Genomic DNA, 26912 nt, shown 5'->3' with positions numbered 1-26912 from the left:
GGTATGAAACGCGTCGTCATTACGGGTGCGGGCACCATCAATTCTCTGGGTCATTCTGTCCCCGATACGCTGGAAGCCATGCGTGAAGGCCGATGCGGTATCTCAGATCTTGAGTTCCGTGATGTAGACCGGTTGTCGATCAAAATCGGCGGTCAAGTGCGCGGTTTTGAGGCTGAGGGGCGGTTCAATCGTCAGCAGATGACGCTGTATGATCGGTTCACACAGTTCACGCTGACCGCTGCCAAAGAGGCGATTGACCAGTCAGGTATTGTGTTCTCGGGTGATACTGCGGCACGGTCAGGCGTTGTTTTGGGAACCGCCGGGGGCGGTGTTTCAACCTGGGATGACAACTATCGTTCGGTCTACGAGGACGGTAAAAACAGGGTGCATCCATTTGTTGTCCCCAAATTGATGAACAACGCAGCAGCCAGCCACGTTTCGATGGAACACAACCTAAAAGGCCCCAGCTTCACGGTGTCGACCGCTTGTGCATCATCGAATCATGCCATGGCACAGGCGTTTCAGATGGTGCGCAGTGGGGCTGCACCAGCCATGGTGACTGGTGGGTCGGAATCGATGCTGTGTTTTGGCGGTGTTAAGGCGTGGGAAGGGCTTCGTGTCATGTCCAAAGATGCCTGTCGCCCATTCAGTGCTAACCGAAACGGGATGGTGCAAGGCGAAGGAGCGGGTGTCTTTGTCTTCGAAGAATATGAACACGCGCGTGCGCGTGGCGCTGAAATCCTGTGCGAAGTCGTGGGCTTTGCCATGTCATCAGATGCGGCCGACATCGTTATGCCAAGCAAACAAGGGGCTTCTCGTGCGATGGCCGGTGCCTTGGCGGATGCCAAATTAAATGCCAGTGACGTGGGGTATATCAACGCGCATGGCACTGGCACGGCTGCAAATGACAAAACCGAATGCGCTGCGGTTGCTGATGTATTTGGCCCTCATGCAGACGACCTCATGATCTCGTCCACCAAATCAATGCATGGTCATTTGATTGGTGGAACTGGCGCGGTCGAGTTGCTGGCCTGTATCATGGCCTTACGCGACGGAATTGTCGCCCCGACTATCGGCTATGAAGAGCCTGACCCCGAATGTGCACTCGATGTGGTGCCGAACGAAGCGCGTGAGGCGAAGGTCGATGTCGCACTTAGCAACGCGTTTGCCTTTGGCGGATTGAATGCCGTTCTCGCGCTAAAGCGGATATGAACAAGCCGTCGCTGTTAAGCAACGGCCCGGGTTTTAGCTAAATTCGGTATCAGTTTGCTGACTCAGTCAGGCCATCAAATGCTGCGGTGAAACCGCTTAGCGACATCTCCATGTTCAGCACCTGATCCGGCAGCCGGGCAGGGACCAGCGAGAGCACTGCAGTGGATCCCGATCTCATGGCATCGATATCGCCCTGTGTCAGTCCCAGTTGCGCAAGACATCCTACCGGGACACAGTGGTGATAGTTATACAACTTGCGCGGCGCACCATCGATTGAAACCGCCAACTGAGCCTGCAGAAGTGTTTCAAGCGGAACCACGACATTTGCCCAAGCGACGGCGGCACCTCCTTGCGGCAACTTGCCGATCGACACCTCGGCGATTGGATCGCCTTGCTGATTGTTCAGAATCTGAACCATGGCGCACGGATCCTGGCTAGCATCGGATTTGATGCAAGAAATTTTCCAATCGCCCGATTGCTCTTTCTCATATTGCTCGCCAATCCGGGGACCGGTCTGGCCCAAATCCAGATCAGAACCGACCTCGGCCCCGGTTTCCGGAGCGTCGGTGCTTTCCTGCGCTAGGGCCGTGGTGCAGAAAAGTCCTGCCGCCACGATGCTAAGGGGTGCCAATTTCCTGATCATAAATGCCTCATCTTGATGATCCAGCTTTTTGCCTCGTCTAACATTGTTGTAGGGCGGTGTCAGGAACAATCCGAACGACGGTCTGCAAATTACTCAATTTTTTGCCGATACGCGTCAAACACAGCAAATTAAGCAGTGAACAGGCAATGAAAAAGGGAGCCGGTGGAGCGGCTCCCTTCTTGAATTTTTCTCCCCGTCGGACTGGCCGACTTAGTTATGCGCAGACGTTACGAAAGCGAAACCCATCGGTCAACTGCTAACCCCCAAAAAAAGAACCGATATCGTTGGATTTGGTCAGAATTCATAAAAAAGCCGTGCCCGAAGGCACGGCCAGTCGACAGGGAGGAAGTTTGCCACCGCAGTCAGACCACGATGAGCAACATTTACTCTCGCAGCGAAAGGTTAACTTTGTATGCTTGCAGCAGATCGGTAGAATTCAGGGCAGTTTCTTAATGGACAACAAAATATTCGTAGGCGGCGGCGGTGATGGATACTCAGTGGCACAGGGGTTGTCATTGAAATACGCGAACCGCCACGGTCTTATCGCCGGCGCGACCGGAACAGGTAAGACGGTAACGCTGCAAATTCTGGCCGAAGGATTTTCGCAAGCCGGTGTTCCGGTGTTTCTGTCCGATGTCAAAGGTGACTTGTCGGGATTGGCGCTGCCCGGAAGCGAAAGTCACAAGCTACATCAAGCCTTTCAGGACCGCGCTGCAAAGATCGGGTTCGATACATTCTCGTACACCGCGTGCCCGGTTACTTTTTGGGACCTGTTCGGTGAACAAGGCCATCCCGTGCGAACGACCGTGACAGAGATGGGCCCGCTGCTGTTATCCAGACTGATGGAGCTTAGCGAGGCGCAGGAAGGTATTCTGAATATCGCCTTTAGGGTCGCGGATGAAGAGGGCATGCCGCTGCTGGACTTGAAAGACCTGCAGGCATTGCTGGTCTGGATTGGCGAAAACCGAGCCCAGCTGTCGCTGCGATATGGCAACGTTTCCACGGCATCGATTGGTGCCATTCAGCGGCGTTTGCTGGTGCTTGAAAATCAGGGTGGCACGAACCTGTTCGGTGAGCCTGCGCTGGAACTTGCAGATCTGATGCAAACTGACGAAAGCGGGCAAGGTATGGTGAACATCCTGGCCTCGGACAAATTGATGGGGTCTCCGCGTCTATATGCGACTTTCTTGTTATGGTTGCTCAGTGAACTCTTCGAGGAATTGCCCGAAGTTGGTGATCCGGAAAAACCCAAGCTGGTGTTCTTCTTTGACGAGGCGCATTTGCTGTTCGAGGACGCTCCGAAAGTGCTGGTGGACAAGGTCGAACAAGTGGCGCGGCTAATCCGATCGAAGGGTGTGGGCGTGTACTTTATCTCGCAAAACCCAGCCGACATTCCCGAAGATATCCTCGGCCAGCTGGGCAATCGGATCCAGCATGCGCTTCGGGCATTTACCGCACGCGATCGAAAAAACCTGCGTCTGGCTGCAGAGACCTATCGCGAGAATCCCTCCTTCGATACCGAGGCCGCCATTCGCGAAGTCGGCGTGGGCGAGGCGGTAACCTCGATGCTGCAAAAAAAAGGGGTCCCGGGTGTCGTCGAACGCACCCTGATCCGACCGCCGGGTTCTCAACTTGGTCCGATAACCAAGGCTGAGCGTCAATCGTTCATCGAAACGTCTCCGATGGGTGCCAAATACGGCACCCGGATCGATCGCAAATCTGCCTTTGAAATCCTGCAGGCGCGGGCCAATGCGGCGGCCAACGCGGCTGAACAGGCCGAATCCGACGAAGTTTTGGAACAGCAGAGCCCGATGGAACGGGAATATGCCTCGGCCCGCAGATATTCGGGCAGTCGTGTTGGGCGCTCTTCTTCGCGTGTCTCGCGAAAGAAGGATACTTTCGCCACGGCCATGAGCGAGGCCGTGATCAAAGAGCTGAAAGGAACGACAGGTCGCCGTATCGTTCGTGGCATCCTGGGCGGATTGTTTCGCAATCGATGAGGCGTTCGTTCATGCGCGCGATCAACAGGTCGCACGCCGCCTGATCAGCGCTTCAATCGTCGCAGGCCTTCTTGTTTGCAGTAGTTGTCTGCCTCGGGCACCGACATCTTGGTGGCGGGGAAATCGATCGCACGATCCCAGCTGACCCTGTCATGCCGGTAAAGCTGGCAGGTCACGACCCCTTTTGGTGTCTGCACCTTGACCGGGGTGGTTTCCAATTCCTCGGGCGTGGGTACGCAGGCCGATAACACTGCCAATGTCGGAACGGCCATAGCGAATATTTTGAGTGGTTTGTTCATAGCGAGGTCGATGCTCTCATCCTGGTAAACGTTCAGATCGTTAACAACCCTGCGCCAATCTCGCACAGAGCTCGGCACAGCAGCGATGTGGTGGTTCGCAGTGTGCAGGTTTAGCCCTTTCTGATCTTCCGCACAATAAAACGCGCCGGATCACGGCGCGTTAGGGGAATTTCTCACGAAATTTTGCTTATTTCTCTGGGATCAACCCTCTTGGGCTGAATCTGAGAACAATCAGCAGAATAAGTCCCATCGTGAACAACCGCATATGTGCTGCGCTGTCTATCAGATGCGACTTCAAAGCGCTGCCATCGGGCATTCCTGCGGTGATTAGGTTCATCAGCCACAGGCCAATGGGTTCAACCTGCACCCACAAGAACCAGATTAGGAACGCTCCCAGTACGGCTCCGAAATTGTTGCCCGATCCGCCGACGATGACCATGACCCAAACAAGGAAGGTAAAGCGCAAGGGGTTGTAGGTACCTGGTGTCAGCTGCCCGTCGAGCGTGGTCATCATTGCGCCGGCAATGCCGCAGATGGCCGAACCCAGAACAAAGATTTGCAAATGACGGCGGGTGACGTCCTTGCCCATCGCCTCAGCCGCGACTTCGTTGTCACGAATGGCACGCATCATGCGGCCCCAAGGACTTTTCAACGCCATCTGAGCCATCCAGAGCAGTATCAGCAACACGATGAGGAACAGCAACGAATACCCAAGCTTCACGGATAGGGTCGAGGCGGTGACGGGGTCCAGCCCGAACCATTCGGCCCGCGCGATGAAAGAGGGGTCTTGCTGCAGCTCAACCTCATAGCCCACCACTGGTGCGGGGCGCGGTATGCCGTAGACATTCTTGACCCCACGGGCCAACCAGTCTTCGTTTTTCATAACCGCGATGATGATTTCGGCGATCCCAAGCGTAGCAATCGCCAGATAGTCCGAACGCAAACCCAGAGCGGTTTTACCGATCAGCCAGGCCGCGCCTGCGGCCAGCAGCCCTCCAGCCGGCCAAGCGAATAGGACCGGCAGGTTCAGCCCGCCGATATTGCCTGCCACAGCAGGATCAATCGCTTCGATCGAAGCAACATTGGGATCAAAGATTGCGCGGTAAACAAAAAATCCAACGACCAGAATGCCGATGATCGCAAATGTCCGTGTGAGCCCTTTCGGCATCTTCTGCGCGACCATAACGGCCGCAACCACGGTTGCCGCCCCCAGCAGAAGCGAAAGTATGACACCGTAACCTCCACTTGACCATGCGCCGGGTGTCGGTGGGGTTGAGACCAGAACAACCGCCAGCCCGCCCAGCGCAACAAAGCCCATGACGCCGACGTTGAACAGGCCTGCAAAGCCCCATTGCAGATTCACCCCAATCGACATGATGGCCGAGATCAGGCCCATGTTCAGGATCAGGATCGCGGCGTTCCAACTTTGAGTGAAACCGGTCAACAGGATCAGGCTGCCAACGACAACAAATAGCAGTGTGTTTTTGACGGGCTCGCTCATATTACTTTTCCTTTGAACAGGCCTGTCGGCTTAAACAGCAGCACGATCAGCAAGATGGCGAAGCTGACGGCGAATTTGTAGTCGGTGGACAGGAACTGGACCAAACTGGACGGTTCCAGGTTTTCCGGTGCCAGATAGGTCAGCACCTTTTTCCACGCATAGGTGACGGTCACCTCAGAAAACGCGATAATGAAACCGCCCGCGATGGCGCCCAGAGGGTTTCCGAGGCCGCCCACAATGGCCGATGCGAAGATCGGCAGCAAAAGCTGGAAATAGACGAAAGGCTTAAAGCTTTTGTCGAGGCCGTAAAGCACACCTGCAGTGGTCGCCAGGGCGGCGACGATGATCCAGGTGATCATCACCACGCGTTCGGGGTTGATGCCGGACAGAAGCGCCAAATCCTCGTTATCCGAATAGGCGCGCATCGACTTGCCGGTGCGGGTCTTGTTGAGGAACCAGAACAAGGCGGCCACGGCTACCACAGCGACAACAACTGTGATGGCTTGCGAGGTCTTGATCGCAAGCCCCTCGTTCAGCCCTGTCCAAGCCTTGAAATCCCGCGCTTTAATCAGGAACCGCGCACCGTCTGAGAACCTCTGGTCATCTGGCCCGATGATGAACCGTACCAGCCCGTTCATGATGAACATCACGCCCATGGATACGATCACCAGAATAACCGGTTTGGCCTTTTGTTCCCGGTAGAACCTATAAACCAGTCGGTCGGTGATCAGCACCAGCACAATACAGCCCAGAATGGCAAAGGGCAGGGCGAGCAGAGCGGTCGGCAGCGGCCCGAAACTGACCCCGGCGGCCTGCATGGCCCACGTGACCAGCACGGCGATCATCGCGCCAAAGGCCATCGTATCGCCATGGGCAAAGTTCGAGAACCGAAGGATGCCATAGATCAGCGTCACCCCCAACGCGCCCAGCGCCAACTGGCTGCCATAGGCGATTGCGGGAACAAGAACGAAGTTGGAGAGCGCCACAAGGGCGTTGAGGAAGTCCATTAGTTCGTTACCTCATTTTCCAAGTTCGTTCGTTTTTTCGACCTGATTTCAGAGTGATCAAACACGAGAGTAGCTGTCACTGGCGTCATCCCCCCAAGAAACTCTTGCGAACTTCCGGATCGGCCAGCAGTTCCTTGCCCGTCCCGGTATAGGCATTGCGTCCCTGAACCAGTACATACCCCTTGTCCGCGATCTCCAACGCCTGACGGGCATTCTGTTCGACCATCAGGATCGGCAGGCCGGTGCGCGAGACCTCGATGATCCGATCAAACAACTCATCCATCACGATGGGTGAGACTCCAGCGGTGGGTTCGTCCAGCATTAGTACCTTGGGCTGGGTCATCAGCGCGCGGCCCACAGCGACCTGTTGGCGTTGACCACCTGACAGCTCTCCGGCGGCCTGATTGCGTTTGTCGCGGAGAATGGGGAAGAGGTCATAGACCTGCTCCATCGTATCCGAGAAATCGTCACGACGGATGAAAGCGCCCATCTCAAGGTTCTCTTCGACCGTCATCGACGTAAATATATTCGAGGTCTGTGGCACAAAGCCCATGCCACGCTGCACACGATCCTGCGGGCTGAGATTGGTGATGTCTTCGCCATCCAGGCGCACAGACCCTTGGCGTACATCTAGCATGCCAAAAACAGCCTTCATTGCAGTTGATTTACCCGCACCGTTGGGTCCCACGATCACCGCAATCTCACCCTTGTCAACGGCAATGGTGCAATCATGCAGTATGTCCGGCCCTTTGCCATAGCCGCCGGTCATGGTGTCACCAATCAGGAAAGGGCCGCCCTCGACTCGGTGAGTCTCACCACTTTTGCGATGCGCTGGAGTCATGGTGCCGACACCATGCGGATTGGTGATTGAGGCGTCCTTGTTGCCCTTATCGTCCTGGTAGGGGTTGTCGCTCATGCGCCCGCCTCCAGCTTGTCTTTGTTCTTAAGGCCGGTGCCCAGATAAGCTTCGATCACGTGTTCATTGGCTTTGATCTCGTCCAGAGTGCCTTCGGCCAGCACCTTACCCTCGGCCATACAGATGACCGGGTCGCAGATCTTGCCAATGAAATCCATGTCGTGCTCGATGACGACGAAGGTATAGCCGCGTTCCTTGTTCAGGCGCAGAATCGTGTCAGCAATGGTCATCAGCAGGGTGCGGTTCACGCCCGCGCCGACCTCGTCCAGAAACACGATCTTGGCGTCGACCATCATGGTGCGGCCAAGTTCCAGCAGTTTCTTCTGCCCACCCGAGACCTGACCGGCCTTGTGATCTGCCAGATGCTCGATGGTCAGGAACTCCAGCACCTCATCAGCCTTGGCTTTCAGTGCGCGTTCCTCATCGGCGATACGTTTACGCCCGAACCATGTGTTCCACAGCGATTCACCCGATTGCGCACCGGGTACCATCATCAGGTTCTCGCGGCAGGACATCGAGGAAAACTCATGCGCGATTTGGAAGGTACGCAGCAGGCCTTTGTGAAACAGCTCATGCGGAGGCAGGCCAGTGATATCCTCACCATCCATGTGGACCTTGCCGCTGGTCGGTGGAAGAACACCCGCGATCACGTTGAACAGAGTGGTTTTTCCGGCCCCGTTCGGACCGATCAGGCCGGTGATGGACCCTTTTTGGATTTCCAGCGATGCCCCGTCCACCGCATGAAACCCGCCGAAATGCTTGTGCACGTCTTCGACGACGATCATCTTTTCCCCTTGCCGCCCTGTTCGGCGTTCTTGTTGTCACATCCCCTTAAGGGAGGTGCGGCCTTTTGTCATTGAAACAGCCCGGACACAAGGCCCGGGCTGCTTGATTTTATGACTATGAAGTTCGGATCAACGGAAGTTGACGGTCTTGTTCTCGCCGTCGGTCACTTCGATCTCGCGATAGGAACCTGCGCTTTCACCGGGTCCGATCAGTTCAACACCAGATGCGCCGACATAGTCGATTTCCTGACCAGCAGCCAACAGTTCCAGACCTTTGGCCAGTTCACCGGGATAGATTTTCTCACCCGGAGCGTTGGCAACGTCCATGATCTTTGCACCGTATTCTGCCGGAGCGGTCGAACCTGCGGCCTGCATGGCCAGCATGAACAGCGCTGCGGCATCGTAAGCTTCGGGCGAATAGGGTGAAGAGCCGTCGAAACCAGCAGCTTCAGCCATGGCAAAGTATTTCTCAGCACCTTCGCCGCCGGAACCGGCGATCTGTCCGAACGAGCCGTTCAGGTCGGGGCCGACATTTGCGGGCAGCGAGTCACCGATCATGCCGCCAGGCAGACCGAACGTGTCAAACGCGCCGCTGTCCAGTGCTGACTGGATGATGCCCAGACCGCCTTGGTCCAGATAACCCGCAACCACCAGTATGTCGCCACCGGCGGAGGCCAGCGCGCCGACTTCTGCCGAGTAGTCAGCCTTGCCGTCTTCATGTGCAGCGACGATGGTGACTTCACCACCCGAAGCTTCGAATGAAGACTGGATCGCGTCTGCCAGACCTTTGCCGTAGTCGTTGTTGGTGTATGTCAGAGCGATCGAACTGATGCCGCGATCGTTCAGGATATCTGCCATCACCTGACCTTCACGCGCATCCGACGGGGCGGTGCGGAAGAACAGGCCGTTATCCTCCATGGTCGACAGGCCAGGCGATGTTGCCGAGGGTGAGATCATGACCATGCCGTTCGGAATCGCAACGTTCTGCAGGATGGCGCCAGTTACGCCCGAGCAGTCACCGCCGATGATGCCAGCGACGCCATCCGCGATCATGCGTTCGCCGTTCGATGTCGCCAGGCCGTTGTCGATGCAGCCGGTGTCAGCACGCGTTCCGGTAACGGTTGAGCCATCCAGCAGCTTCCCGGATTCGGTAACTTCGGCCATTGCCAGTTCAGCGCCCGAACCCATGGCAGGTGCCAGCGATTCAATCGGACCCGTAAAGCCAAACAGCACACCCAGCTTAACGTCGTCGGCCATTGCGGTTCCCGCCAGCAGGGCGGTTGCTGCGGTAGCGGTAAGCAGCTTTTTCATTAGGTTACTCCCTATTTATTGTTTGAACGTTGTCGTTCTGGGCACGACCCTAGGCAAGCTGTTCGGAAAAGAAAAGTCCTAACAAAAAAGTGCTTTTGTCCGCAGACAATCTATCTGCTTTGATGGGAATTGAGCCTTAATACCGAAGTATTGTTGAGAAGAGGGTAGAGATGCATAGAATTTTAGCGATTCTGATTCTGTCCTGTTGGTCGGTGTCCGGCTGGTCCGATGTTATCGAGACTTCGGTCGGGAGAATTCAACTCAACCAAGTCGTGAAAGGCCTGGACACGCCGTGGGCCATTGGCATTCTTCCGGACAACAGTTTCGTCGTAACCGAACGCGATGGAGAGCTTCTTTACGTCGCTGAAGGCGAGGCAAAGCGCGTCAAAGGGGTGCCAAGAGTGGTCGCGAACGGGCAGGGTGGTTTGCTTGATGTCACGATTGCTCGGAATTTCAGTCAAACCCGAGAGCTTTTTCTAACGTTTTCAAAGCCGCAAAGAGGTGGTGCGGGTACTGCAGTTGCAGTCGCGCGGTTCTCCGAAAGCGGGGATCGCCTGACCAACCTGCGCATAATTTTTGAGGCCGTACCCGGCGGTTCCGGGGGTCGGCACTTTGGCTCGCGTGTCGTCGAGGCTGAGGATGGCTCTTTGTTTGTCACGATCGGAGATCGTGGGGATCGTCCGGCAGCTCAAGACCGGTCAAACCATTTGGGAAAGGTTATTCGAATAAATCGAGATGGAACAGTTCCTCGTGACAATCCGTTTGTGGACAATCCCGATATCCGGCCCGAAATCTGGTCGTTTGGGCACAGGAACCCTCAGGGAGCCAACTTGGATCAGCAGGGTCGGCTTTGGGTATCTGAACACGGGGCCAAAGGGGGCGATGAGGTCAATCTGATCCGGCCCGGAGCTAACTATGGATGGCCCGTGATCTCTTATGGGGTGCATTACTCGGGTCAGAAGATTGGCGAAGGAACGTCGAAACAAGGGATGGAGCAGCCTAAACACTATTGGGACCCGTCTATCGCACCCTCGGGATTGCTTGTGTATTCGGGTAAGCTGTGGCCGCAGTGGAAAGGTGATTTGTTCGTCGGATCTCTGAAATTCGACTATATTGCACGGCTTTCGGGCAATCCGCTTCGTGAGGTAGAACGGATCAAGGGTCCTGAAACAGAACGTGTCCGTGATATCGTAGAGGCGTCCGATGGGTCGATCTGGTTCATTTCGGTCGGGCAGGGCGCGGTTTATAGGATGTCGCGCCTCTGATAACCTGCAACGAAGTTATTGAATTTTCCAAGTCATCGAAGCGTTTGAGTAACCCGGTGGCCAGTTGTTTTGAGGTGCCAAATGAGTGGCTTCGTAATTGAACTGTGCAGCACTATACCGCCGAAGAGCGAACTGAATTCGATCTTGAAAGAGTATTACGCGCTTATCGTTGTCAGAATGCAGGCAATGGGATTTGAGATAGATCCAGCTGCCCCTGAAAGCGCGCTGGCCGAGTTCTGGGCAAATACGGATGACTATTTGCCCCCGAACGGATGCTTGGTTGTGGCCAGAAATCAAACCCGAGACATCATTGGATGCGGAATGCTGAAACGCTTTGATTCCCGTACAGGTGAGCTAAAGCGTGTCTTTGTGATTGAGGGAGCAAGAGGAACCGGTGCGGGGCGTGCGCTGATTATGGCCCGTGAACAAGCTGCACGCGATATGGGTCTCAAGCGCCTGATCGCTGACACACTGACGCCAAATGTCGAAATGCGAAGCTTGTATCCCAAGCTCGGATTCGTCGAGCTTGAAGAACCGATCGAAACAACAACCTATCTGGATCAGCCGATGCTTCGGCCGCACCTGCATTACTTCGAAAAAGAGTTGTAGGTCTGGCAGCGTCCTTGGATCAAACAGACAATCGCCCGCTCTGCGCTCCACGTTCACGGTAGGGTGTAGTGTTGTAATGCGCCCGATAGCATTTTGAGAAATGCGATGGGCTGGCAAAGCCACAGGCCAGTGCCACGTTGATGACACTCATATCTGTCTGCATCAGCAAGTTGCGCGCTTTGTGCAGGCGCAGTTCCATGTAGTAGCGCTTGGGGGAACGGCTAAGATAGCGGCGGAACAGGCGTTCAAGCTGACGCGTGGACATGCCCACGTCCTTGGCCAGAATCGATGGCGAGATCGGCTCTTCTATGTTCTTTTCCATCATCAGGATGACTTGGCTGAGCTTGGGGTGACGTACACCGATCCGCGTCGGCGTCGACAGACGCTGAGTGTCCTGATCCGTGCGGATTGAGGAATATATCATCTGATCTGCAACAGCGTTGGCCAGATCTTCACCATAGTCGTCGGCAATCAGTTTAAGCATCAGATCAATCGACGATGTTCCACCTGCGGTGGTCATTCGGTTCCCATCCACCAGAAATACGGATTTGGTAAGCTCGACCGTATCGAACTCCTCAGCAAAGCTGTCGGAGTTTTCCCAGTGGATTGTGGCGCGTTTACCTTCCAGCAATCCCGCTTTCGCAAGCGTATAAGCAGCAGTGCAGAGACCACCGATCTTCAGCCCCTTGCGGGCCTCGCGGCGGAGCCAGTTCAACACCCGTTTCGTAGTGGCCGCCTGAACGTCGACCCCACCGCAGATCAGGATCACTTCATCGCGCTGCAATTCTTTAAGGTCTGCATCCAATTTGAAGGTGGTTCCGGCTGAACAATGCACCAGCTCTCCGCCTTCACCCGCCAGCGTCCAAGTATACAAATCGCGATTTGCCATACGATTGGCGATGCGCAGACTGTCGAGGGCCGAAGCAAAGGACAGCAGTGAAAATTTGTCCAAAAGGACAAACACAAAATTAAGCGGTTTGCCCGCGTCATTTTCCACGGTGACAACTTGGCGTTGCTCTTGCATGGCGAACTGTCCTTGATTCGGTACACGTCAGCTTCTTGGCGACGGCAGATATGCCCGTCAACATGCTCAAAGCTTGTTTGTGCCGTCAAGAGGTGCAAATCGCATATGGCCTCTCTTCAATGCTTTTTGTATAGAGACGATCTGAATTACCTCAGCGGAGATCCAAGCTATGACCGAGTGGCAAAAAACGAACTGGCGCAACAAGCCCCGAGTTCAGATGCCCGACTATACCGACGCGGCTGCGTTGGGAAAAGTCGAGGCGCAGCTTTCAAAGTATCCCCCGCTGGTTTTTGCCGGCGAAGCGCGGCGGCTCAAGCAGCATTTGGGTGCTGCAGGCCGTGGTGAGGCATTCCTGCTGCAAGGCGGAGATTGTGCTGAAAGCTTTGAACAGTTCAGTGCGGACGCTATCCGTGACACGTTCAAGGTGATGCTGCAAATGGCGATGGTGCTAACCTATGGCGCCAAGGTGCCTGTGGTGAAAGTTGGCCGCATGGCGGGTCAATTCGCCAAGCCACGCAGCGCGCCAACGGAAATTGTGGATGGTGTAGAACTGCCCAGCTACCGTGGTGATATCATCAACGAACTGGACTTCACGCCCGAGGCCCGAATTCCTGATCCGAGCAAGATGCTGCAGGCCTACACTCAGGCGGCCGCCACGCTAAACCTGCTGCGCGCGTTTTCGACAGGTGGTTTCGCGGATATGAGCCATGTCCACTCCTGGACACTGGGCTTTGCCGATGGGCAAGACGTTCAGAAATACTCTGAGATCGCCGACCGCATTCAGGATTCGATTGATTTCATGGGGGCGGCGGGCATCACTGCGGATACGACGCATGAGTTTTCGTCGGTAGAGTTCTACACCAGTCACGAAGGCCTGCTGCTTGAGTACGAAGAGGCGCTGACCCGTCTGGATTCGACCTCGGGCAATTGGTTGGCTGGCTCGGGCCACATGATCTGGATCGGCGACCGTACCCGCCAGCCCGACGGTGCGCATGTCGAATTTTGCCGCGGTGTCCTGAACCCGATCGGTTTGAAATGCGGTCCGACAACCAGCGCCGAAGACCTCAAGGTTCTGATGTCGAAACTGAACCCGGAAAACGAAGAGGGTCGTCTGACTTTGATTGCGCGTTTCGGCGCAGGCAAAGCGGGTGAGCATTTGCCGCGTCTGGTCCAGGCTGTGAAAGAAGAAGGTGCCAAGGTCACTTGGGTTTGTGACCCGATGCATGGCAACACGATCAAATCGGCGACCGGGTATAAGACACGACCGTTCGATTCCGTGCTGCGTGAAGTACGCGACTTCTTTGGAGTGCATCAGGCCGAGGGCACCGTTCCGGGTGGGGTGCATTTCGAGATGACCGGTCTGGACGTCACCGAATGCACCGGCGGTGTCCGCGCGGTGACCGAAGAGGATCTTTCCGATCGCTATCACACAGCGTGCGACCCGCGCCTGAATGCGTCGCAGTCGCTAGAACTGGCCTTCCTTGTTGCGGAAGAACTGACCAATCTGCGCCGGGATCGGGGCAAGCGCGCCGCGAGCTAAAGTAGCAATGGTTCAAAGACGAAAACGGCGGGCAACTTGCCCGCCGTTTTTTTATTCATCCCGCGACGAAACCAGCTTTAGGTGCGGTGCGCCTTTGAACCCGCTCGGACTTTCGGCAAATCCTTCTGCCATGTTCGGCGCGTGTTTTGGCGGGGTCTGTAGATCGGAAACCTTATGTACCCGGTGATCGGATATTGTGAACCGGCGCGGCGTGACACCGATCATCCCATCACTGACCATGACACCCAGGACTCTGCTGATATCTCCCAAATCGCTCTTGAGTGGCAGCAAGATCATGCGCGCTTGTAAGCTTACCCGACCCAACTTGCCCGTTGAGACGAGCCCAAGTTCGGCAACTGCTGGTGCAGAGAACACCTGATCGAGAAGCTGCTTGGTGTCATCTCGGGCATCGGGCTCGAAAAACGAAGTGAGCGGCATCCCGCGAACTTCCATTCCCGCCAGTTTATTCAGATGACTCCCGGCCAGACGAAATCGGGCGAGGCCCGGTGCGATGCGTTCAAGAATGAAGGTGTATTCCAGAATATTCTCAAGCCCGCGCGGGTCGATTTGTGACCGCATCGGAACGCCGTCTGCTGTCAGCAATGCTGTCCAATAGGCTTCGGCCTGACGAATAGGAGACAGGCTGCGTCCACTCTCAAATCGGTCCATCGCGATGATCTTTCCAAATTCAGAACCGGATTTAGTACTGAAAAACCTCTTCATTTCATCACCCCAACGTCAATAGATCACGATTTTTCTAAAATGCCACCTAATGGGCAATGCTGCGACCCACCAGCCTTTCCCGCTGCAAGATTGACAGGGGTTAAGACAATTTTGGAGCAATTCTTTAACGAATGGTTAACCTCTCGGAATTGATCCGGATTTGAGCAAGGACTTGCCCCCTGCTGGTCAATGGCATTAGGTGCGACCAGTGAATTTGACGGAAAGGGCAGTCATGATCAAATCCATGACCGGGTTCGCCTCGGGTAAGGGCGCGTTCGGGCCCCATAGCTGGACTTGGGAGTTGCGCAGCGTCAATGGCAAAGGGTTGGACCTGCGTCTGCGAATGCCGGATTGGCTGACAGGGCTTGAGGCCGCGCTGAGAAGCGACCTGTCAAAGCAAGTCAATCGCGGCAATGTCACGCTGTCCCTGCGGCTGGGTCGTGAGGAAGCCGCTGCAGATATCCAACTGAACACTTCTGCGATGGAGGCTGCACTGGAGGCGCTGGCTCAGACTGAGGCCATGGCTGGCACGCGCGGCGTGCTATTGGCGCCGTCGAAGGCCAGCGATCTGCTTTCCCTGAAGGGGATGATGGAAATAGGCGGTGATAGTGATGATCCGGGGCCACTTGTTGAGAAGCTGAAAGCGGAGTTTGGCGGGCTGCTTTTGGAATTTATTGAAATGCGAAGTGCTGAAGGAAAAGCGCTGGCAGGCATTCTTGGCGGGCAATTAGACCAGATCGCTGAATTGACAAACCAGGCTGTCAAACTGGCCGAAGGTCGTCGGTTGCAAATGGAACAGGCATTGCGAGACAATCTCGCGCGGGTTCTCGACAACACCCAAGGTGCCGATCCTGAACGAGTTGCGCAGGAGCTTGCGCTTATTGCGGTGAAGGCTGACATTACCGAAGAGATCGACAGGTTAATCGCGCATGTCTCAGCGGCACGCGCGCTGTTGTCGCAAGACGGACCGGTCGGGCGCAAGCTGGACTTCCTGATGCAGGAGTTCAATCGTGAAGCGAATACGCTTTGCTCGAAATCGCAAAATGCCGAACTGACAGCAGTCGGTTTAGAGCTGAAGGCCGTGATCGATCAGATGCGCGAGCAAGTACAGAACGTGGAATAAGGACGGATACATCACATGGCGGATCGCCGCGGTCTACTAATCATTCTGTCGTCGCCGTCGGGCGCAGGCAAATCTACTCTGGCCCGTCGCCTGATGCAGTGGGATGTCGGCCTTGAGTTTTCAATCTCAGCCACTACCCGCGCGCCGCGCCCGGGTGAGGAACATGGGCGAGAGTATTATTTTCTCTCGGAAGACGAGTTCAAGCAGCAGGTCGCAGATGGCCAGATGCTGGAACACGCTCATGTATTTGGTAACTTCTACGGTTCACCTGCGGGGCCGGTGCGTGAATCCATCACGCAAGGGCGCGACGTGCTGTTTGATGTTGATTGGCAAGGTGAGGTGCAGATTCGCAATTCTGATCTTGGCAAACACGCATTGTCAATTTTCATCCTTCCTCCTTCAATCCGTGAGCTTCGGCGCAGACTGGAAGGGCGCGGTCAGGACAGTGATGATGTGATCGCCAAACGCATGCTAAAAAGTTGGGATGAGATCAGTCATTGGGGGTACTATGATTACGTCTTGATCAACGATGATCTGGATGCAACCGAGGAAAAACTGAAAACCATTGTCAGTGCCGAGCGGATGCGCCGAATTCAGCAGCCCAGCCTGCAAAACCACATCCGCGCTCTGCAAACCGAATTCGATGGTCTATCATGACGATTTACGCCTTGGGCAAACACACACCAAAGATACACGAAGACACCTGGGTTGCACCTGATGCCAACCTGATTGGCAAGGTAGTATTGGAACAGGGGTCTTCGGTTTGGTTCGGTTGCACCATCCGCGCGGATCACGAGGAAATACGGGTGGGGGCTGGCAGCAACGTGCAGGAAAACTGCGTGATGCATATTGATGCCGGATATCCGCTGACGATTGGTCAGAATTGCACCATTGGTCACAAGGTCATGCTGCACGGCTGCACAATCGGAGATAATTCTCTGATCGGTATGGGCGCCATCATATTGAACGGCGCAAAGATCGGCAAAAACTGTTTGATCGGGGCAGGGGCGCTTGTTACGGAAGGCAAGGAAATCCCCGATAACTCACTTGTCATGGGATCACCCGGTAAGATCGTGCGACAGATTGATGATGCAACTGCGCAAAAGCTGACTTTGAGTGCGCTGCATTATCAGGAAAACATGCGTAATTTTCGCGATTCTCTGCGACCGGTCTGAGTTTGCATGACTGACACTTTGCTCGCTGATCTTGTCTCTGCCATTCCCGCACCAGCGCTTCTGGTCGGGCAAACCGAGCGGATCGTTGCTACGAATACTGAGGCCTTGTCTCTGCTGGGCCAAGCCATTGAAGGCCGGCACTTTGCAACGATCCTGCGGCAACCGCAGATCATAGATGCGGTTGAGCAGAGCCTCCGTTCGAAAGAACCGGGTCGGGCGCGACATCTGTCAAATGACGGTGCGCAGGATACCACTTTTGAGGTACAGTGCAGGCCCGTCAATGGGACCGATGCCGTACTGGTTGTGTTTCAGGATGTCACGCATCTGGAACAGGCCGGCCAGATGCGCCGCGATTTTGTAGCCAATGTCAGTCATGAACTGCGGACACCTCTAACGGCGCTGATGGGGTTTATCGAAACCCTGCAAGGCCCAGCCCGCGATGACACAGCAGCACGTGATCGGTTTCTGCAGATCATGGCGGATGAGGCCAATCGAATGAACCGGCTGGTGGGGGATCTGCTCTCGCTTAATCGGGTCGAAAGCGAAGAGCGGGTCAGGCCCAAGGAACCATTGGAGCTGACCGGGTTAATTCAGTCGACGTTGAACACGCTACGGCCATTGGCAGATGATGCAGGTGTCGAGCTATCACTGAATGCCCCGAACGAGCCAATCACGATGGTTGGGGACAGCGATCAGTTACGTCAAGTTTTCACTAACCTTGTTGAAAACGCGATCAAATACGGCGGGAGTGGTGGCCGAGTCGATGTGATCGTGAATCTGTCCGAGCGAGATACCGCAATGCGCGGGCCAGCCGTGCGGATCAAGATCATAGATCAGGGTCCCGGCATCGATGCGAAGCATCTACCCAGGTTGACCGAGCGATTCTATCGGGCAGACAGCCACCGCTCACGCGAATTGGGCGGAACGGGGCTGGGTTTGGCGATCGTAAAACACATCGTCAATCGCCATCGCGGACGACTGAAAGTAGATAGCGAGTTGGGACAAGGTGCCGTTTTCACGGTGATCTTGCCGCGTTGAGTTTACACGGACGGTTGGTCATCCAGTCATGACGCCTCGTCAAGTTAAGAATTTCTGAGAAATTCGTGAGTTGTCATGAAACTGTTACATGCCTGTCACAAAAGGCTTACGCGAGCGTCATAGTGCTTCGCCCAGATCATCATAGGGGTGATCAGAACGTATATTTCTCAAGGAGACTGGGATGTCCTTTGTAAAACTGTCGGCTTCGGCTCTGGCCATCGCTGCCGTATCGGCGACCACTGCGGCCGCTCGTGATCAGGTTCAGGTTGCTGGCTCGTCAACCGTTCTGCCTTACGCTTCGATTGTTGCTGAAGCCTTCGGTGAGAACTTTGATTTTCCGACACCTGTTGTTGAATCCGGTGGCTCTTCTGCTGGTCTCAAGCGTTTCTGCGAAGGCGTGGGTGAAAACACCATCGACGTCGCCAACGCCTCGCGCAAGATTCGCGAAAAAGAGATCAAAGCCTGCGCAGATGCTGGTGTTACCGACATCATCGAAGTTCAGATCGGCTATGACGGCATCGTGTTTGCATCCGACATAAACGGCAACTCGTTCGCGTTCACACCGGATGACTGGTACAAAGCCCTGTCCGCTCAGGTTGTTGTTGACGGCCAGCTGGTCGACAACCCCTACAAAACTTGGGATCAGGTGAACCCGAACTTCCCTGCTCAGCCGATTGCTGCCTTCGTTCCTGGCACCAAACACGGCACCCGTGAAGTGTTCGAAGACAAAGTGATCCTGGCAGGTTGCGAGCACACCGGCGATTTTGACGCCTATCTGGCCGCTGCCGAAGGTGATAGCGACAAAGCCAAGAAAAAAGCCGCTGAAAAAGCTTGTATCGCGCTGCGTACTGATGGCGTTTCAGTAGACATCGACGGCGACTACACTGAAACTCTGGCCCGCATCGACAGCAACAAAGACGGCATCGGCGTCTTTGGTCTGGCGTTCTACGAGAACAACACAGACAAGCTGCAGGTTGCCACCATGTCCGACGTGGTTCCTTCGACCGAATCGATTGCAACCGGCGAATACCCGGTCTCTCGTCCGCTGTTCTTTTACGTAAAGAAAGCGCATATCGGTGTGATCCCCGGCCTGAAGGAATACGCTGAATTCTTCGTCGCGGACGAGATTGCTGGCCCTGATGGCCCACTGGCCGAATACGGCCTGGTGTCGGATCCGGAACTGATCAAGGTTCAGGAAGCTGTTGCCAATGAAACCGTTCTGGGCGGCGGTTCTTAAACCATAGAACTTATGAACCGGGGCGATGCAAACACGCCCCGGTTCTTTTTGACTCCAACTCTGCCATACCCACGGAGTTCACATGGCGTTATCCTGGATTTTGCTCAGCCTGCTTGCTTTGGCGGTGCTTGGGTACTTCGCGGGCCGGTCCCGCGCCTTGGCAAGTGCCGAGGGTGATGCGCGCGCATTGCATTCCTTGCCATCCTATTATGGGTACAATGTCGCGCTTACCGCGCTTGTCCCCGCGCTGGGATTGCTGATCCTGTGGCTTCTGGTGCAGCCATTGATTGTGAACAACACGGTGTCAGGTATGATCCCTGACACTGCGATCGCCGAAGGCTCTGATCGTGGTCTGGTCATGAGCGAAGTTCGCCGCGTCGCCCATGGGTTAGACGGCGCGATTGCGTCTGGACTGCTGTCCGAGGTGCAGGCGCGCAACGCCGATGCAGATATCGACGCACTGACACAATCGCTGAAAGATGCAGGTCAGGTTCTGACTCAAGACATCTCAAAGCCCATTCTGTTGGCCGCTCAAAAATACCGTAGCATGACGTCGACCGGTTCAACCGCAATGCAGATCATGGTGCTGGTCGTTGCGCTTTTGGGAGCCGCCTATGCGTATATCCGCACGCACAGGGAATTCCGCGCCCGCAACGTTGTCGAGCAAGGTATTTTGGCGCTTCTTCTTCTGGCCGCTTCTATCGCCATTCTGACAACCGTAGGCATCGTTCTTTCAATGCTGTTCGAGACGATGAATTTCTTCCAACTGCATTCATGGAAAGACTTTTTCTTTGGCAGCACATGGGCCCCGAACTTCCGTGGAGGTAGTGAGCTTTCGATCCTGCCGTTGCTGTGGGGCACGCTATACATTTCGGTTATCGCGCTGCTGGTGGCGGTGCCGATTGGCCTTTTTGCGGCGATATATCTATCGGAATACGCGACCGGAGCGACCCGTTCGATTGCCAAGCCGCTGCTTGAAATTCTCGCAGGCATCCCAACCATCGTTTACGGTTTGTTTGCTTTGTTGACCGTTGGTCCGGCGCTGGTGTCCCTGTTCGGGGACGGCGGGGCACTGGGGCTAGGCTGGATGGCAAGTTCCAACGCCGTTCTGACTGCAGGTCTGGTTATGGGGATCATGCTGATCCCGTTTGTATCCTCACTATCGGATGACATCATCAATGCGGTGCCCCAATCGATGCGAGATGGCTCGCTTGGGTTGGGAGCAACCAAGTCCGAGACTGTGCGTCAGGTGGTCTTGCCGGCAGCGCTGCCGGGGATCGTCGGTGCGATCCTGTTGGCTGCTAGTCGGGCCATTGGCGAGACCATGATCGTGGTTATGGCGGCCGGTGCGATTGCGAAATTCTCGGGTAATCCCTTTGAGGCGATGACGACTATCACCACCCGTATCGTCAGCCAACTGACCGGCGATACCGACTTTGCAAGCCCTGAAACGCTGGTGGCCTTCGCACTGGGTCTCACGCTGTTCGTCATCACGCTGGGGCTGAATATCTTCGCCCTCTACATCGTACGCAAATACCGGGAGCAGTACGAATGACCGATATTTCCCAATCCCCTGGTGCTTCTTCTGCTGCGAAACCCAAAGGTTCGCTGTTTGATAAGGATGCACGCACTAAACGTCGCAATGCCGCTGAGGGGCGGTTCAAACTGTATGGCATCGCCGCCATTGGTATCGGTCTGCTGATGTTGATCGTTCTGGTGACCAATATCGTGACCGCCGGTACTGGCGCTTTCCAACAAAGCTTTCTAGAGCTGAATGTCGAGCTGAAGGAAGACAAGCTGGACAAAAAGGGTAATCGAAATATCGAGGATATCAAAAAGGTCTCAACCTTTGGTTACGCCCCATTGATCGCTTCGGCGTTGGAATCCGAAGTACAAAAGCTTGGCATTCAAACAGATCTGAAACCCAAAGAAATGGGTAAGATTCTGTCGAAGGCCGCACAAGCAGAACTGAGGAACTATGTTATCGCCAATCCGGATGAGATTGGAAAAACCGTAAGCTTCCGCTTTCTGGTCAACAGCCGTGTCGATGGTTACATGAAAGGTCGCGTGACGCGCGAGTCTATTGCCAATGACAAGAGCATCTCGGTCGCGCAGTTGGACTTTGTTGACCAGCTAAGGGATGCGGGCATCTTGTACAAAGCCTTCAACCCGGATTTCATCTTTGGCTCGGACGCCTCTGACCAGCGGCCCGAAGCGGCCGGGATCGGTGTATCCATGCTCGGCTCACTGTTCATGATGTTCGTGGTGCTGGCGCTGGCATTGCCCATTGGTGTGGCCGCATCAATCTATCTTGAGGAATTTGCGCCGCAAAACCGGCTGACCGATATCATCGAGGTGAACATCTCGAACCTCGCAGCCGTACCGTCCATCGTGTTTGGTATCCTCGGACTGGCGGTGTTCATCAACTATATGCACCTGCCGACCTCAGCCCCGCTGGTGGGTGGACTGGTGCTAACGCTGATGACGCTGCCCACGATCATCATCTCGACCCGCGCTTCACTTAAGGCGGTGCCGCCTTCGATCCGCGATGCGGCGCTTGGGGTAGGGGCCTCGAAAATGCAGGCAGTGTTCCACCATGTCTTGCCACTGGCAGCACCGGGCATCCTGACAGGTACTATCATCGGCCTGGCGCAAGCGCTGGGGGAAACGGCTCCGTTGCTGCTGATCGGGATGGTAGGCTTTATCGCTTCAAACCCGCCGGACGGAATCGTTGCGGGGTTTCTGTCTCCGAACTCGGCCATGCCTGCGCAGATCTATGAATGGTCCAAACGCGCTGACCCGGCCTTTTACGAACGCGCATGGGGGGGCATCATCATTCTGTTGATCTTCCTCGTGACAATGAACACCATTGCGGTCATCCTGCGCCGCCGCTTTGAACGCCGCTGGTAAGAGGGGGCTAAGATGAACGATATGACACGAGTGGAGAGAACCGTGGACTCCAAAGCAATCAAGATCGCCGCGTATAACGTTCAGGTCCACTATGGCGATACCCATGCCATCAAGGACGTGAATGTCGAGATCGAGGACAAGACGGTTACCGCCTTCATCGGCCCCTCGGGCTGCGGCAAGTCCACGTTCCTGCGCTGCCTGAACCGGATGAATGACACCATCGATATCTGCCGCGTCACCGGGGATATTCTGTTGGATGGTGAAGATATCTATGACAAACGGGTCGACCCGGTGCAGCTGCGCGCCAAAGTGGGCATGGTGTTCCAGAAGCCCAACCCGTTTCCAAAGTCGATCTATGACAACGTGGCTTATGGTCCTCGCATCCACGGCCTTGCGAAGAACAAGGCGGAACTGGATGAGATCGTTGAGAAATCCCTGCGCCGCGGTGCTATCTGGGACGAGGTAAAGGATCGTTTGGACGCGCCCGGAACAGGCCTGTCCGGTGGCCAGCAGCAGCGCCTATGTATCGCCCGCGCCGTCGCGACCGAACCAGAGGTTTTGCTAATGGACGAGCCATGCTCGGCGCTAGACCCGATTGCGACGGCACAGGTCGAAGAACTGATAGATGATCTGCGTAAGCGGTATTCGGTGGTGATTGTTACCCACTCGATGCAGCAGGCCGCGCGTGTTAGCCAAAAGACCGCGTTTTTCCACCTGGGCAATCTGGTCGAATTTGGTGAGACCGGCCAGATATTTACAAATCCCGAAGACCCCCGGACCGAAAGCTACATTACCGGCCGGATCGGCTGAGAACAGGTATTCAGACATGACCGAACAACATATTGCATCCGCGTTCGACCGGGATCTCGAGGCCATTCAAGCCCATATTATGAAGATGGGTGGCTTGGTCGAAGCCGCCATCATGGGCGCCGCCCGTTCGCTGGAAACCCGCGACGAGGAATTGGCGCAGGAAGTGCGGCAGGGCGATAAGGCCATCGATGCGCTGGAAGAATTGATCAACGAAGAAACCGCACGGCTGATTGCGTTGCGTGCCCCCACGGCAGGTGATCTACGATTGGTTCTGTCGGTGCTCAAGGTTTCAGCCAACCTCGAGCGGATCGGCGATTACTCCAAGAACATCGCTAAGCGAACCACCGTTCTGGTCAACGCGGGCGAGATCAACGGCAGCGCCGCTGCGCTGCGTCGCATGGCGCGCGAAGTTGAACTGATGCTGCGCGATGCGCTGGATGCTTACATCCAGAGAGACGCAGAATTGGCCACCGACGTAATCGAACGCGATCAGGAAGTAGACCAAATGTATAACGGCTTGTTCCGCGAGTTCCTGACCTTCATGGCCGAGGACCCGCGCAACATATCATCCTGCATGCACCTGCATTTCATCGCAAAGAACATCGAACGGATGGGCGACCACGTGACAGCGATCGCCGAGCAGGTTGTCTATCTCGTTACGGGTGAGCGACCCAGCGAGGCCCGGCCCAAAGCTGATAACACGTCGCAAACGATCTAGGAGACTTTCGACATGTCCGCTGATCAACCGACGGTACTGGTGGTTGAGGATGAGCTGGCTCAGCGAGAGGTGCTGGCCTACAATCTGGACGCCGAAGGGTTTCGCGTATCACGCGCTGCCAATGGGGAAGAAGCTTTACTGCTGGTCGAAGAAGATCGCCCTGACATAATCGTTCTCGATTGGATGATGCCCAATCTCAGTGGTATCGAGGTCTGCCGTCGATTGAAATCGCGGTCTGACACGCGCTCGATCCCGATCATCATGCTGTCAGCCCGGTCCGAGGAGGTCGACAAGGTGCGCGGCCTCGAGACGGGCGCGGATGATTATGTGGTCAAACCGTACTCGATCGTGGAACTAATGGCGCGTGTCCGGACGCAACTGCGGCGAGTGAGGCCAGCGACTGTAGGTATCCGACTGGAGTTCGATGATATCATTCTGGATTCCGAGACCCACAAGGTCAGCCGAGACGATAAGCCTTTGAAATTGGGACCAACCGAATTCCGGCTGCTGAGCACATTCATGGAAAAACCCGGCCGTGTCTGGAGCCGCGAGCAATTGCTCGACCGTGTTTGGGGGCGCGATATCTATGTCGATACGCGCACCGTTGATGTCCATATCGGACGTTTGCGCAAAGCATTGACACAGCACGGCGGTGAAGATCCGGTGCGTACGGTTCGTGGGGCAGGGTACGCGTTGGGCTAACGCGGTAGCGCTTCTTCGGTTTGTGCCTGAGATGCCAACCAATGTCTGAACTGCCGCAGGGCGTCGTCGTCGGACTTTTCGCGCGGCCAAACCAGATAATAGGCACCCATAGCCTCAATTGCGTTTGGGAAAGCCGCAATCAGTTTGCCGGTCGCCAGGTCCTGTTCGACCAGATAATTCGGCAATAGCGCCACACCCAATCCATGCAACGCAGCTTGATTGATCGTGTTGAACTGATCGTGGATCGTGCCGGGCAGAGGGTGCTGATGTTCGATCCCCATTTGGCGAAACCAGTCTTGCCATGCACGGGGTCGGGTCTGGATGTGCAGCAAAGGCAGTTTGAGTAAGTCTCGAGGTGAGGTTGGCGCGCCTTGCGGTAAGAGACCGGGCGCGCAAACAGGTAGAACACGCTCCATACTCAACAACAAGCGATCAGTTCCAGGCCAATCCGGCTCCCCAAAATGTAATGCTGCATCAAAAGGTTCGGATGCAAAGCTGAATGGTCTCAGTCGCGTGGTCATGTTGATTGTAATATCAGGATAGAGCCGCGCAAAGTCGGGAAGACGCGGCACCAACCAACGCATTCCGAACGTTGGCAGGATCGCAAGGTTTAGTGTTCCACCGGCCGGAGCAACATGCAATTTCAATGCAGCCTGTGCGATCTGCGACAAGGCTGGCCGAATTTCCCGAACATAGTCTTGCCCCGCCTTTGTGAGTGATAGCCGCTTTCGATCACGACTAACCAACTCGGCGCCCAAATGCGCCTCAAGTGTCTGAAGTTGTCGGCTGACAGCGCTTTGCGTCAGAGCCATTTCATCAGCGACTGCCGAGGCTGACCCAAGTCGATCCAAAGCTTCAAGCGCGCGCAGTGCAGAAATGGGCGGTAGAGTAGGGCGGTTCGGTCTCATCTATGCGTTTTGATCATGAAACCATGCAAATGTCTCGCTGTTTTTTGACAATAGCTCAGGTTATGATTGTACAAACCCATTCCTGCCGGAGAAACAAAATGAATGCTCCAGATACAAAACCGGTCCTGCGCGCGAAGGATGCGCCCGAACTTGGCAGTTTCAACTGGGATGATCCATTCCGCCTGTCTGACCAGTTGGAAGAGGATGAACGCCTGATCGCCGACAGCGCTCGCGCTTATGCTCAAGAAAAACTGCAGCCGCGCGTTACTCAGGCTTTCCAAAACGAAGAAACGGACCCGGAAATCTTTCGTGAGATGGGGGAAATGGGTCTGCTCGGCACAACAATCCCTGAGGAATACGGTGGAATTGGTGCCGGTTATGTCACTTATGGCCTGGTAGCGCGCGAAGTCGAACGTGTGGATTCTGGCTATCGTTCGATGATGTCGGTGCAAAGCTCGTTGGTAATGTATCCAATCTATGCATATGGCAGCGAGGAACAGCGGCGCAAATACCTGCCGAAACTGGCCAGCGGAGAATGGATCGGCTGCTTTGGCCTGACGGAACCGGATGCGGGTTCTGATCCGGCGGCAATGAAAACCCGCGCCGAGAAGATTGATGGTGGCTATCGCTTGACCGGCAGTAAGATGTGGATCTCAAACGCGCCGATTGCCGACGTTTTTGTGGTCTGGGCCAAATCCGATGCGCATGACGGTAAGATCCGCGGATTTGTGTTGGACAAAGGTGCCAAGGGATTGAGCGCTCCGAAGATCGAAAACAAGTTGAGTCTGCGAACCTCGATCACCGGTGAAATCGTCATGGATGGTGTTGAAGTGGACGAGGGTGCCTTGCTGCCTCATGTTCAAGGCCTAAAGGGCCCGTTTGGCTGCTTGAACCGCGCACGCTTTGGTATCAGTTGGGGTGCGATGGGTGCGGCGGAATGTTGTTGGCACGCAGCTCGCCAATACGGATTAGATCGCAAGCAGTTCAATCGCCCTCTGGCACAGACCCAACTGTTTCAGCGCAAACTCGCAGAGATGCAAACCGAAATCTCACTCGGCTTGCAGGCAAGCTTGCGTGTCGGACGTTTGATGGATCAGGCCGAGGCTGCACCTGAAATGATCTCGATTATCAAACGCAACAATTGCGGTAAGGCGTTGGACATCGCTCGAATGGCGCGTGATATGCACGGCGGCAATGGGATATCGCTCGAATTCCAAGTCGTGCGCCACATGATCAATCTGGAGACCGTCAATACCTATGAGGGGACACATGACGTCCATGCATTGATCCTGGGACGGGCGCAAACAGGTCTGCAGGCGTTTTACTGAAGCTTTATCGATTAATCGTATAATCGGTATTATGTAAATAATGGAATGGGTAAACCATTGCTGGCTAATCCGCATTGGCTGTGGTTTCCCAAGATGTTACGCTGTGTTTGAAATGTAGAACACGGATA

At 55.4% G+C, this 26912-nt stretch carries 26 protein-coding genes; 16 read left to right on the top strand and 10 right to left on the bottom strand.

Annotated elements, in window-relative coordinates:
- The first annotated feature begins 3 nt into the window (after window positions 1-3).
- The gene (locus tag ACR0MQ_RS02745) at window positions 4-1212 is read left to right on the top strand and encodes a beta-ketoacyl-[acyl-carrier-protein] synthase family protein (protein ID WP_170470313.1); all 1209 of its coding nucleotides are present in this window, start codon (window positions 4-6) and stop codon (window positions 1210-1212) included.
- Window positions 1213-1261: 49 nt separating this feature from the next.
- On the opposite strand, the gene ACR0MQ_RS02740 is transcribed toward ACR0MQ_RS02745, so the two are convergent.
- Complete coding sequence (locus tag ACR0MQ_RS02740; protein WP_170470310.1) at window positions 1262-1855, bottom strand: invasion associated locus B family protein; 594 nt, start codon at window positions 1853-1855, stop codon at window positions 1262-1264.
- Window positions 1856-2307: 452 nt separating this feature from the next.
- Here ACR0MQ_RS02740 and ACR0MQ_RS02735 point away from each other — a divergent pair, with 452 nt between their 5' ends.
- The gene (locus ACR0MQ_RS02735) at window positions 2308-3855 is read left to right on the top strand and encodes a helicase HerA-like domain-containing protein (protein WP_480605770.1); all 1548 of its coding nucleotides are present in this window, start codon (window positions 2308-2310) and stop codon (window positions 3853-3855) included.
- A gap of 44 nt (window positions 3856-3899) precedes the next feature.
- Here ACR0MQ_RS02735 and ACR0MQ_RS02730 read toward each other — a convergent pair whose 3' ends face one another.
- The 6 genes from ACR0MQ_RS02730 to ACR0MQ_RS02705 form a co-directional block, all read right to left on the bottom strand.
- A complete protein-coding gene (locus tag ACR0MQ_RS02730; RefSeq protein ID WP_010440186.1) occupies window positions 3900-4154 on the bottom strand; it encodes a hypothetical protein in 255 nt (84 codons plus the stop codon).
- A gap of 187 nt (window positions 4155-4341) precedes the next feature.
- Window positions 4342-5655, bottom strand: a complete 1314-nt coding sequence (locus ACR0MQ_RS02725; protein ID WP_170770909.1) for a branched-chain amino acid ABC transporter permease — start codon at window positions 5653-5655, stop codon at window positions 4342-4344.
- Window positions 5652-6662 carry a branched-chain amino acid ABC transporter permease gene (locus ACR0MQ_RS02720; RefSeq protein WP_170770907.1) on the bottom strand — a complete coding sequence of 337 codons (1011 nt, stop codon included), beginning with the start codon at window positions 6660-6662 and terminating at the stop codon, window positions 5652-5654. Before ACR0MQ_RS02720 ends, ACR0MQ_RS02725 begins: the two co-directional genes overlap by 4 nt.
- Before the next feature lie 85 nt (window positions 6663-6747).
- Window positions 6748-7578: an ABC transporter ATP-binding protein gene (locus ACR0MQ_RS02715; protein ID WP_170770905.1), complete on the bottom strand. Its 831-nt coding sequence runs from the start codon at window positions 7576-7578 to the stop codon at window positions 6748-6750.
- The gene (locus ACR0MQ_RS02710; RefSeq protein ID WP_170470288.1) at window positions 7575-8363 is read right to left on the bottom strand and encodes an ABC transporter ATP-binding protein; all 789 of its coding nucleotides are present in this window, start codon (window positions 8361-8363) and stop codon (window positions 7575-7577) included. The genes ACR0MQ_RS02715 and ACR0MQ_RS02710 overlap by 4 nt, the downstream gene beginning before the upstream one ends.
- Window positions 8364-8492: 129 nt before the next feature.
- Window positions 8493-9674, bottom strand: coding sequence for an ABC transporter substrate-binding protein (locus ACR0MQ_RS02705; RefSeq protein ID WP_170470285.1), 1182 nt, complete (start codon window positions 9672-9674; stop codon window positions 8493-8495).
- Between the two features lie 170 nt (window positions 9675-9844).
- On the opposite strand from ACR0MQ_RS02705, the gene ACR0MQ_RS02700 reads away from it, so the two are divergent.
- Window positions 9845-10939, top strand: coding sequence for a PQQ-dependent sugar dehydrogenase (locus tag ACR0MQ_RS02700; RefSeq protein ID WP_480605763.1), 1095 nt, complete (start codon window positions 9845-9847; stop codon window positions 10937-10939).
- Window positions 10940-11020: 81 nt separating this feature from the next.
- On the top strand, window positions 11021-11548 hold the full coding sequence (locus tag ACR0MQ_RS02695) for a GNAT family N-acetyltransferase (protein ID WP_010440178.1): 528 nt from the start codon (window positions 11021-11023) through the stop codon (window positions 11546-11548).
- Between the two features lie 19 nt (window positions 11549-11567).
- On the opposite strand, the gene ACR0MQ_RS02690 is transcribed toward ACR0MQ_RS02695, so the two are convergent.
- Entirely contained in the window at window positions 11568-12572 is a 1005-nt protein-coding gene (locus ACR0MQ_RS02690; protein ID WP_170770901.1) for a GlxA family transcriptional regulator, read from the bottom strand.
- Between the two features lie 169 nt (window positions 12573-12741).
- Here ACR0MQ_RS02690 and ACR0MQ_RS02685 point away from each other — a divergent pair, with 169 nt between their 5' ends.
- Window positions 12742-14112, top strand: a complete 1371-nt coding sequence (locus ACR0MQ_RS02685; protein WP_010440176.1) for a class II 3-deoxy-7-phosphoheptulonate synthase — start codon at window positions 12742-12744, stop codon at window positions 14110-14112.
- A 51-nt stretch (window positions 14113-14163) separates the two neighbouring features.
- On the opposite strand, the gene ACR0MQ_RS02680 is transcribed toward ACR0MQ_RS02685, so the two are convergent.
- On the bottom strand, window positions 14164-14835 hold the full coding sequence (locus tag ACR0MQ_RS02680; protein ID WP_480605758.1) for a PAS domain-containing protein: 672 nt from the start codon (window positions 14833-14835) through the stop codon (window positions 14164-14166).
- Between the two features lie 232 nt (window positions 14836-15067).
- On the opposite strand from ACR0MQ_RS02680, the gene ACR0MQ_RS02675 reads away from it, so the two are divergent.
- The 10 genes from ACR0MQ_RS02675 (at window position 15068) to phoB (ending at window position 24548) form a co-directional block, all read left to right on the top strand.
- On the top strand, window positions 15068-15958 hold the full coding sequence (locus ACR0MQ_RS02675; protein WP_480605755.1) for a YicC/YloC family endoribonuclease: 891 nt from the start codon (window positions 15068-15070) through the stop codon (window positions 15956-15958).
- Window positions 15959-15973: 15 nt separating this feature from the next.
- On the top strand, window positions 15974-16615 hold the full coding sequence (gmk, locus tag ACR0MQ_RS02670; RefSeq protein ID WP_170539741.1) for a guanylate kinase: 642 nt from the start codon (window positions 15974-15976) through the stop codon (window positions 16613-16615).
- Window positions 16612-17133, top strand: coding sequence for a gamma carbonic anhydrase family protein (locus ACR0MQ_RS02665; protein ID WP_170778573.1), 522 nt, complete (start codon window positions 16612-16614; stop codon window positions 17131-17133). Before gmk ends, ACR0MQ_RS02665 begins: the two co-directional genes overlap by 4 nt.
- 6 nt (window positions 17134-17139) lie before the next feature.
- Entirely contained in the window at window positions 17140-18171 is a 1032-nt protein-coding gene (locus ACR0MQ_RS02660; RefSeq protein ID WP_480605751.1) for a sensor histidine kinase, read from the top strand.
- A 181-nt stretch (window positions 18172-18352) separates the two neighbouring features.
- Window positions 18353-19408, top strand: coding sequence for a substrate-binding domain-containing protein (locus tag ACR0MQ_RS02655; protein ID WP_170470255.1), 1056 nt, complete (start codon window positions 18353-18355; stop codon window positions 19406-19408).
- Window positions 19409-19490: 82 nt separating this feature from the next.
- Window positions 19491-20963, top strand: coding sequence for a phosphate ABC transporter permease subunit PstC (pstC, locus tag ACR0MQ_RS02650; protein WP_480605747.1), 1473 nt, complete (start codon window positions 19491-19493; stop codon window positions 20961-20963).
- Entirely contained in the window at window positions 20960-22318 is a 1359-nt protein-coding gene (gene pstA / locus ACR0MQ_RS02645) for a phosphate ABC transporter permease PstA (RefSeq protein ID WP_170470249.1), read from the top strand. Before pstC ends, pstA begins: the two co-directional genes overlap by 4 nt.
- Window positions 22319-22330: 12 nt before the next feature.
- Entirely contained in the window at window positions 22331-23128 is a 798-nt protein-coding gene (gene pstB, locus ACR0MQ_RS02640) for a phosphate ABC transporter ATP-binding protein PstB (protein ID WP_480605744.1), read from the top strand.
- Between the two features lie 16 nt (window positions 23129-23144).
- Window positions 23145-23846 (top strand): phosphate signaling complex protein PhoU, encoded by a 702-nt coding sequence (gene phoU, locus ACR0MQ_RS02635; RefSeq protein ID WP_010440152.1) that lies wholly within the window; start codon window positions 23145-23147, stop codon window positions 23844-23846.
- A 12-nt stretch (window positions 23847-23858) separates the two neighbouring features.
- Window positions 23859-24548, top strand: a complete 690-nt coding sequence (gene phoB, locus ACR0MQ_RS02630; protein WP_010440149.1) for a phosphate regulon transcriptional regulator PhoB — start codon at window positions 23859-23861, stop codon at window positions 24546-24548.
- Here phoB and ACR0MQ_RS02625 read toward each other — a convergent pair.
- On the bottom strand, window positions 24545-25456 hold the full coding sequence (locus tag ACR0MQ_RS02625; RefSeq protein ID WP_480605739.1) for a LysR substrate-binding domain-containing protein: 912 nt from the start codon (window positions 25454-25456) through the stop codon (window positions 24545-24547). The genes phoB and ACR0MQ_RS02625 overlap by 4 nt on opposite strands.
- A gap of 98 nt (window positions 25457-25554) precedes the next feature.
- Here ACR0MQ_RS02625 and ACR0MQ_RS02620 point away from each other — a divergent pair, with 98 nt between their 5' ends.
- Window positions 25555-26784, top strand: a complete 1230-nt coding sequence (locus ACR0MQ_RS02620; protein ID WP_170539713.1) for an acyl-CoA dehydrogenase — start codon at window positions 25555-25557, stop codon at window positions 26782-26784.
- The last annotated feature ends 128 nt before the right edge of the window (window positions 26785-26912 follow it).

Source organism: Ruegeria sp. AN6, from assembly GCF_056540425.1.
Note: the sequence above shows the minus strand (reverse complement) of the source record. Positions and strands in the feature narration are given on the sequence as shown.

Coding starts and splice junctions, on each gene's coding strand:
- ACR0MQ_RS02725 (WP_170770909.1), bottom strand. CDS start 5,655: ATGAGCGAGCCCGTCAAAAACACACTGCTATTTGTTGTCGTTGGCAGC.
- pstA (WP_170470249.1), top strand. CDS start 20,960: ATGACCGATATTTCCCAATCCCCTGGTGCTTCTTCTGCTGCGAAACCC.
- ACR0MQ_RS02690 (WP_170770901.1), bottom strand. CDS start 12,572: ATGCAAGAGCAACGCCAAGTTGTCACCGTGGAAAATGACGCGGGCAAA.
- gmk (WP_170539741.1), top strand. CDS start 15,974: ATGGCGGATCGCCGCGGTCTACTAATCATTCTGTCGTCGCCGTCGGGC.
- ACR0MQ_RS02705 (WP_170470285.1), bottom strand. CDS start 9,674: ATGAAAAAGCTGCTTACCGCTACCGCAGCAACCGCCCTGCTGGCGGGA.
- ACR0MQ_RS02695 (WP_010440178.1), top strand. CDS start 11,021: ATGAGTGGCTTCGTAATTGAACTGTGCAGCACTATACCGCCGAAGAGC.
- ACR0MQ_RS02740 (WP_170470310.1), bottom strand. CDS start 1,855: ATGATCAGGAAATTGGCACCCCTTAGCATCGTGGCGGCAGGACTTTTC.
- ACR0MQ_RS02675 (WP_480605755.1), top strand. CDS start 15,068: ATGATCAAATCCATGACCGGGTTCGCCTCGGGTAAGGGCGCGTTCGGG.
- ACR0MQ_RS02620 (WP_170539713.1), top strand. CDS start 25,555: ATGAATGCTCCAGATACAAAACCGGTCCTGCGCGCGAAGGATGCGCCC.
- ACR0MQ_RS02660 (WP_480605751.1), top strand. CDS start 17,140: ATGACTGACACTTTGCTCGCTGATCTTGTCTCTGCCATTCCCGCACCA.
- ACR0MQ_RS02665 (WP_170778573.1), top strand. CDS start 16,612: ATGACGATTTACGCCTTGGGCAAACACACACCAAAGATACACGAAGAC.
- phoU (WP_010440152.1), top strand. CDS start 23,145: ATGACCGAACAACATATTGCATCCGCGTTCGACCGGGATCTCGAGGCC.
- ACR0MQ_RS02720 (WP_170770907.1), bottom strand. CDS start 6,662: ATGGACTTCCTCAACGCCCTTGTGGCGCTCTCCAACTTCGTTCTTGTT.
- ACR0MQ_RS02655 (WP_170470255.1), top strand. CDS start 18,353: ATGTCCTTTGTAAAACTGTCGGCTTCGGCTCTGGCCATCGCTGCCGTA.
- ACR0MQ_RS02700 (WP_480605763.1), top strand. CDS start 9,845: ATGCATAGAATTTTAGCGATTCTGATTCTGTCCTGTTGGTCGGTGTCC.
- pstB (WP_480605744.1), top strand. CDS start 22,331: ATGAACGATATGACACGAGTGGAGAGAACCGTGGACTCCAAAGCAATC.
- ACR0MQ_RS02745 (WP_170470313.1), top strand. CDS start 4: ATGAAACGCGTCGTCATTACGGGTGCGGGCACCATCAATTCTCTGGGT.
- ACR0MQ_RS02735 (WP_480605770.1), top strand. CDS start 2,308: ATGGACAACAAAATATTCGTAGGCGGCGGCGGTGATGGATACTCAGTG.
- ACR0MQ_RS02680 (WP_480605758.1), bottom strand. CDS start 14,835: ATGAAGAGGTTTTTCAGTACTAAATCCGGTTCTGAATTTGGAAAGATC.
- ACR0MQ_RS02730 (WP_010440186.1), bottom strand. CDS start 4,154: ATGAACAAACCACTCAAAATATTCGCTATGGCCGTTCCGACATTGGCA.
- pstC (WP_480605747.1), top strand. CDS start 19,491: ATGGCGTTATCCTGGATTTTGCTCAGCCTGCTTGCTTTGGCGGTGCTT.
- ACR0MQ_RS02625 (WP_480605739.1), bottom strand. CDS start 25,456: ATGAGACCGAACCGCCCTACTCTACCGCCCATTTCTGCACTGCGCGCG.
- ACR0MQ_RS02685 (WP_010440176.1), top strand. CDS start 12,742: ATGACCGAGTGGCAAAAAACGAACTGGCGCAACAAGCCCCGAGTTCAG.
- phoB (WP_010440149.1), top strand. CDS start 23,859: ATGTCCGCTGATCAACCGACGGTACTGGTGGTTGAGGATGAGCTGGCT.
- ACR0MQ_RS02715 (WP_170770905.1), bottom strand. CDS start 7,578: ATGAGCGACAACCCCTACCAGGACGATAAGGGCAACAAGGACGCCTCA.
- ACR0MQ_RS02710 (WP_170470288.1), bottom strand. CDS start 8,363: ATGATCGTCGTCGAAGACGTGCACAAGCATTTCGGCGGGTTTCATGCG.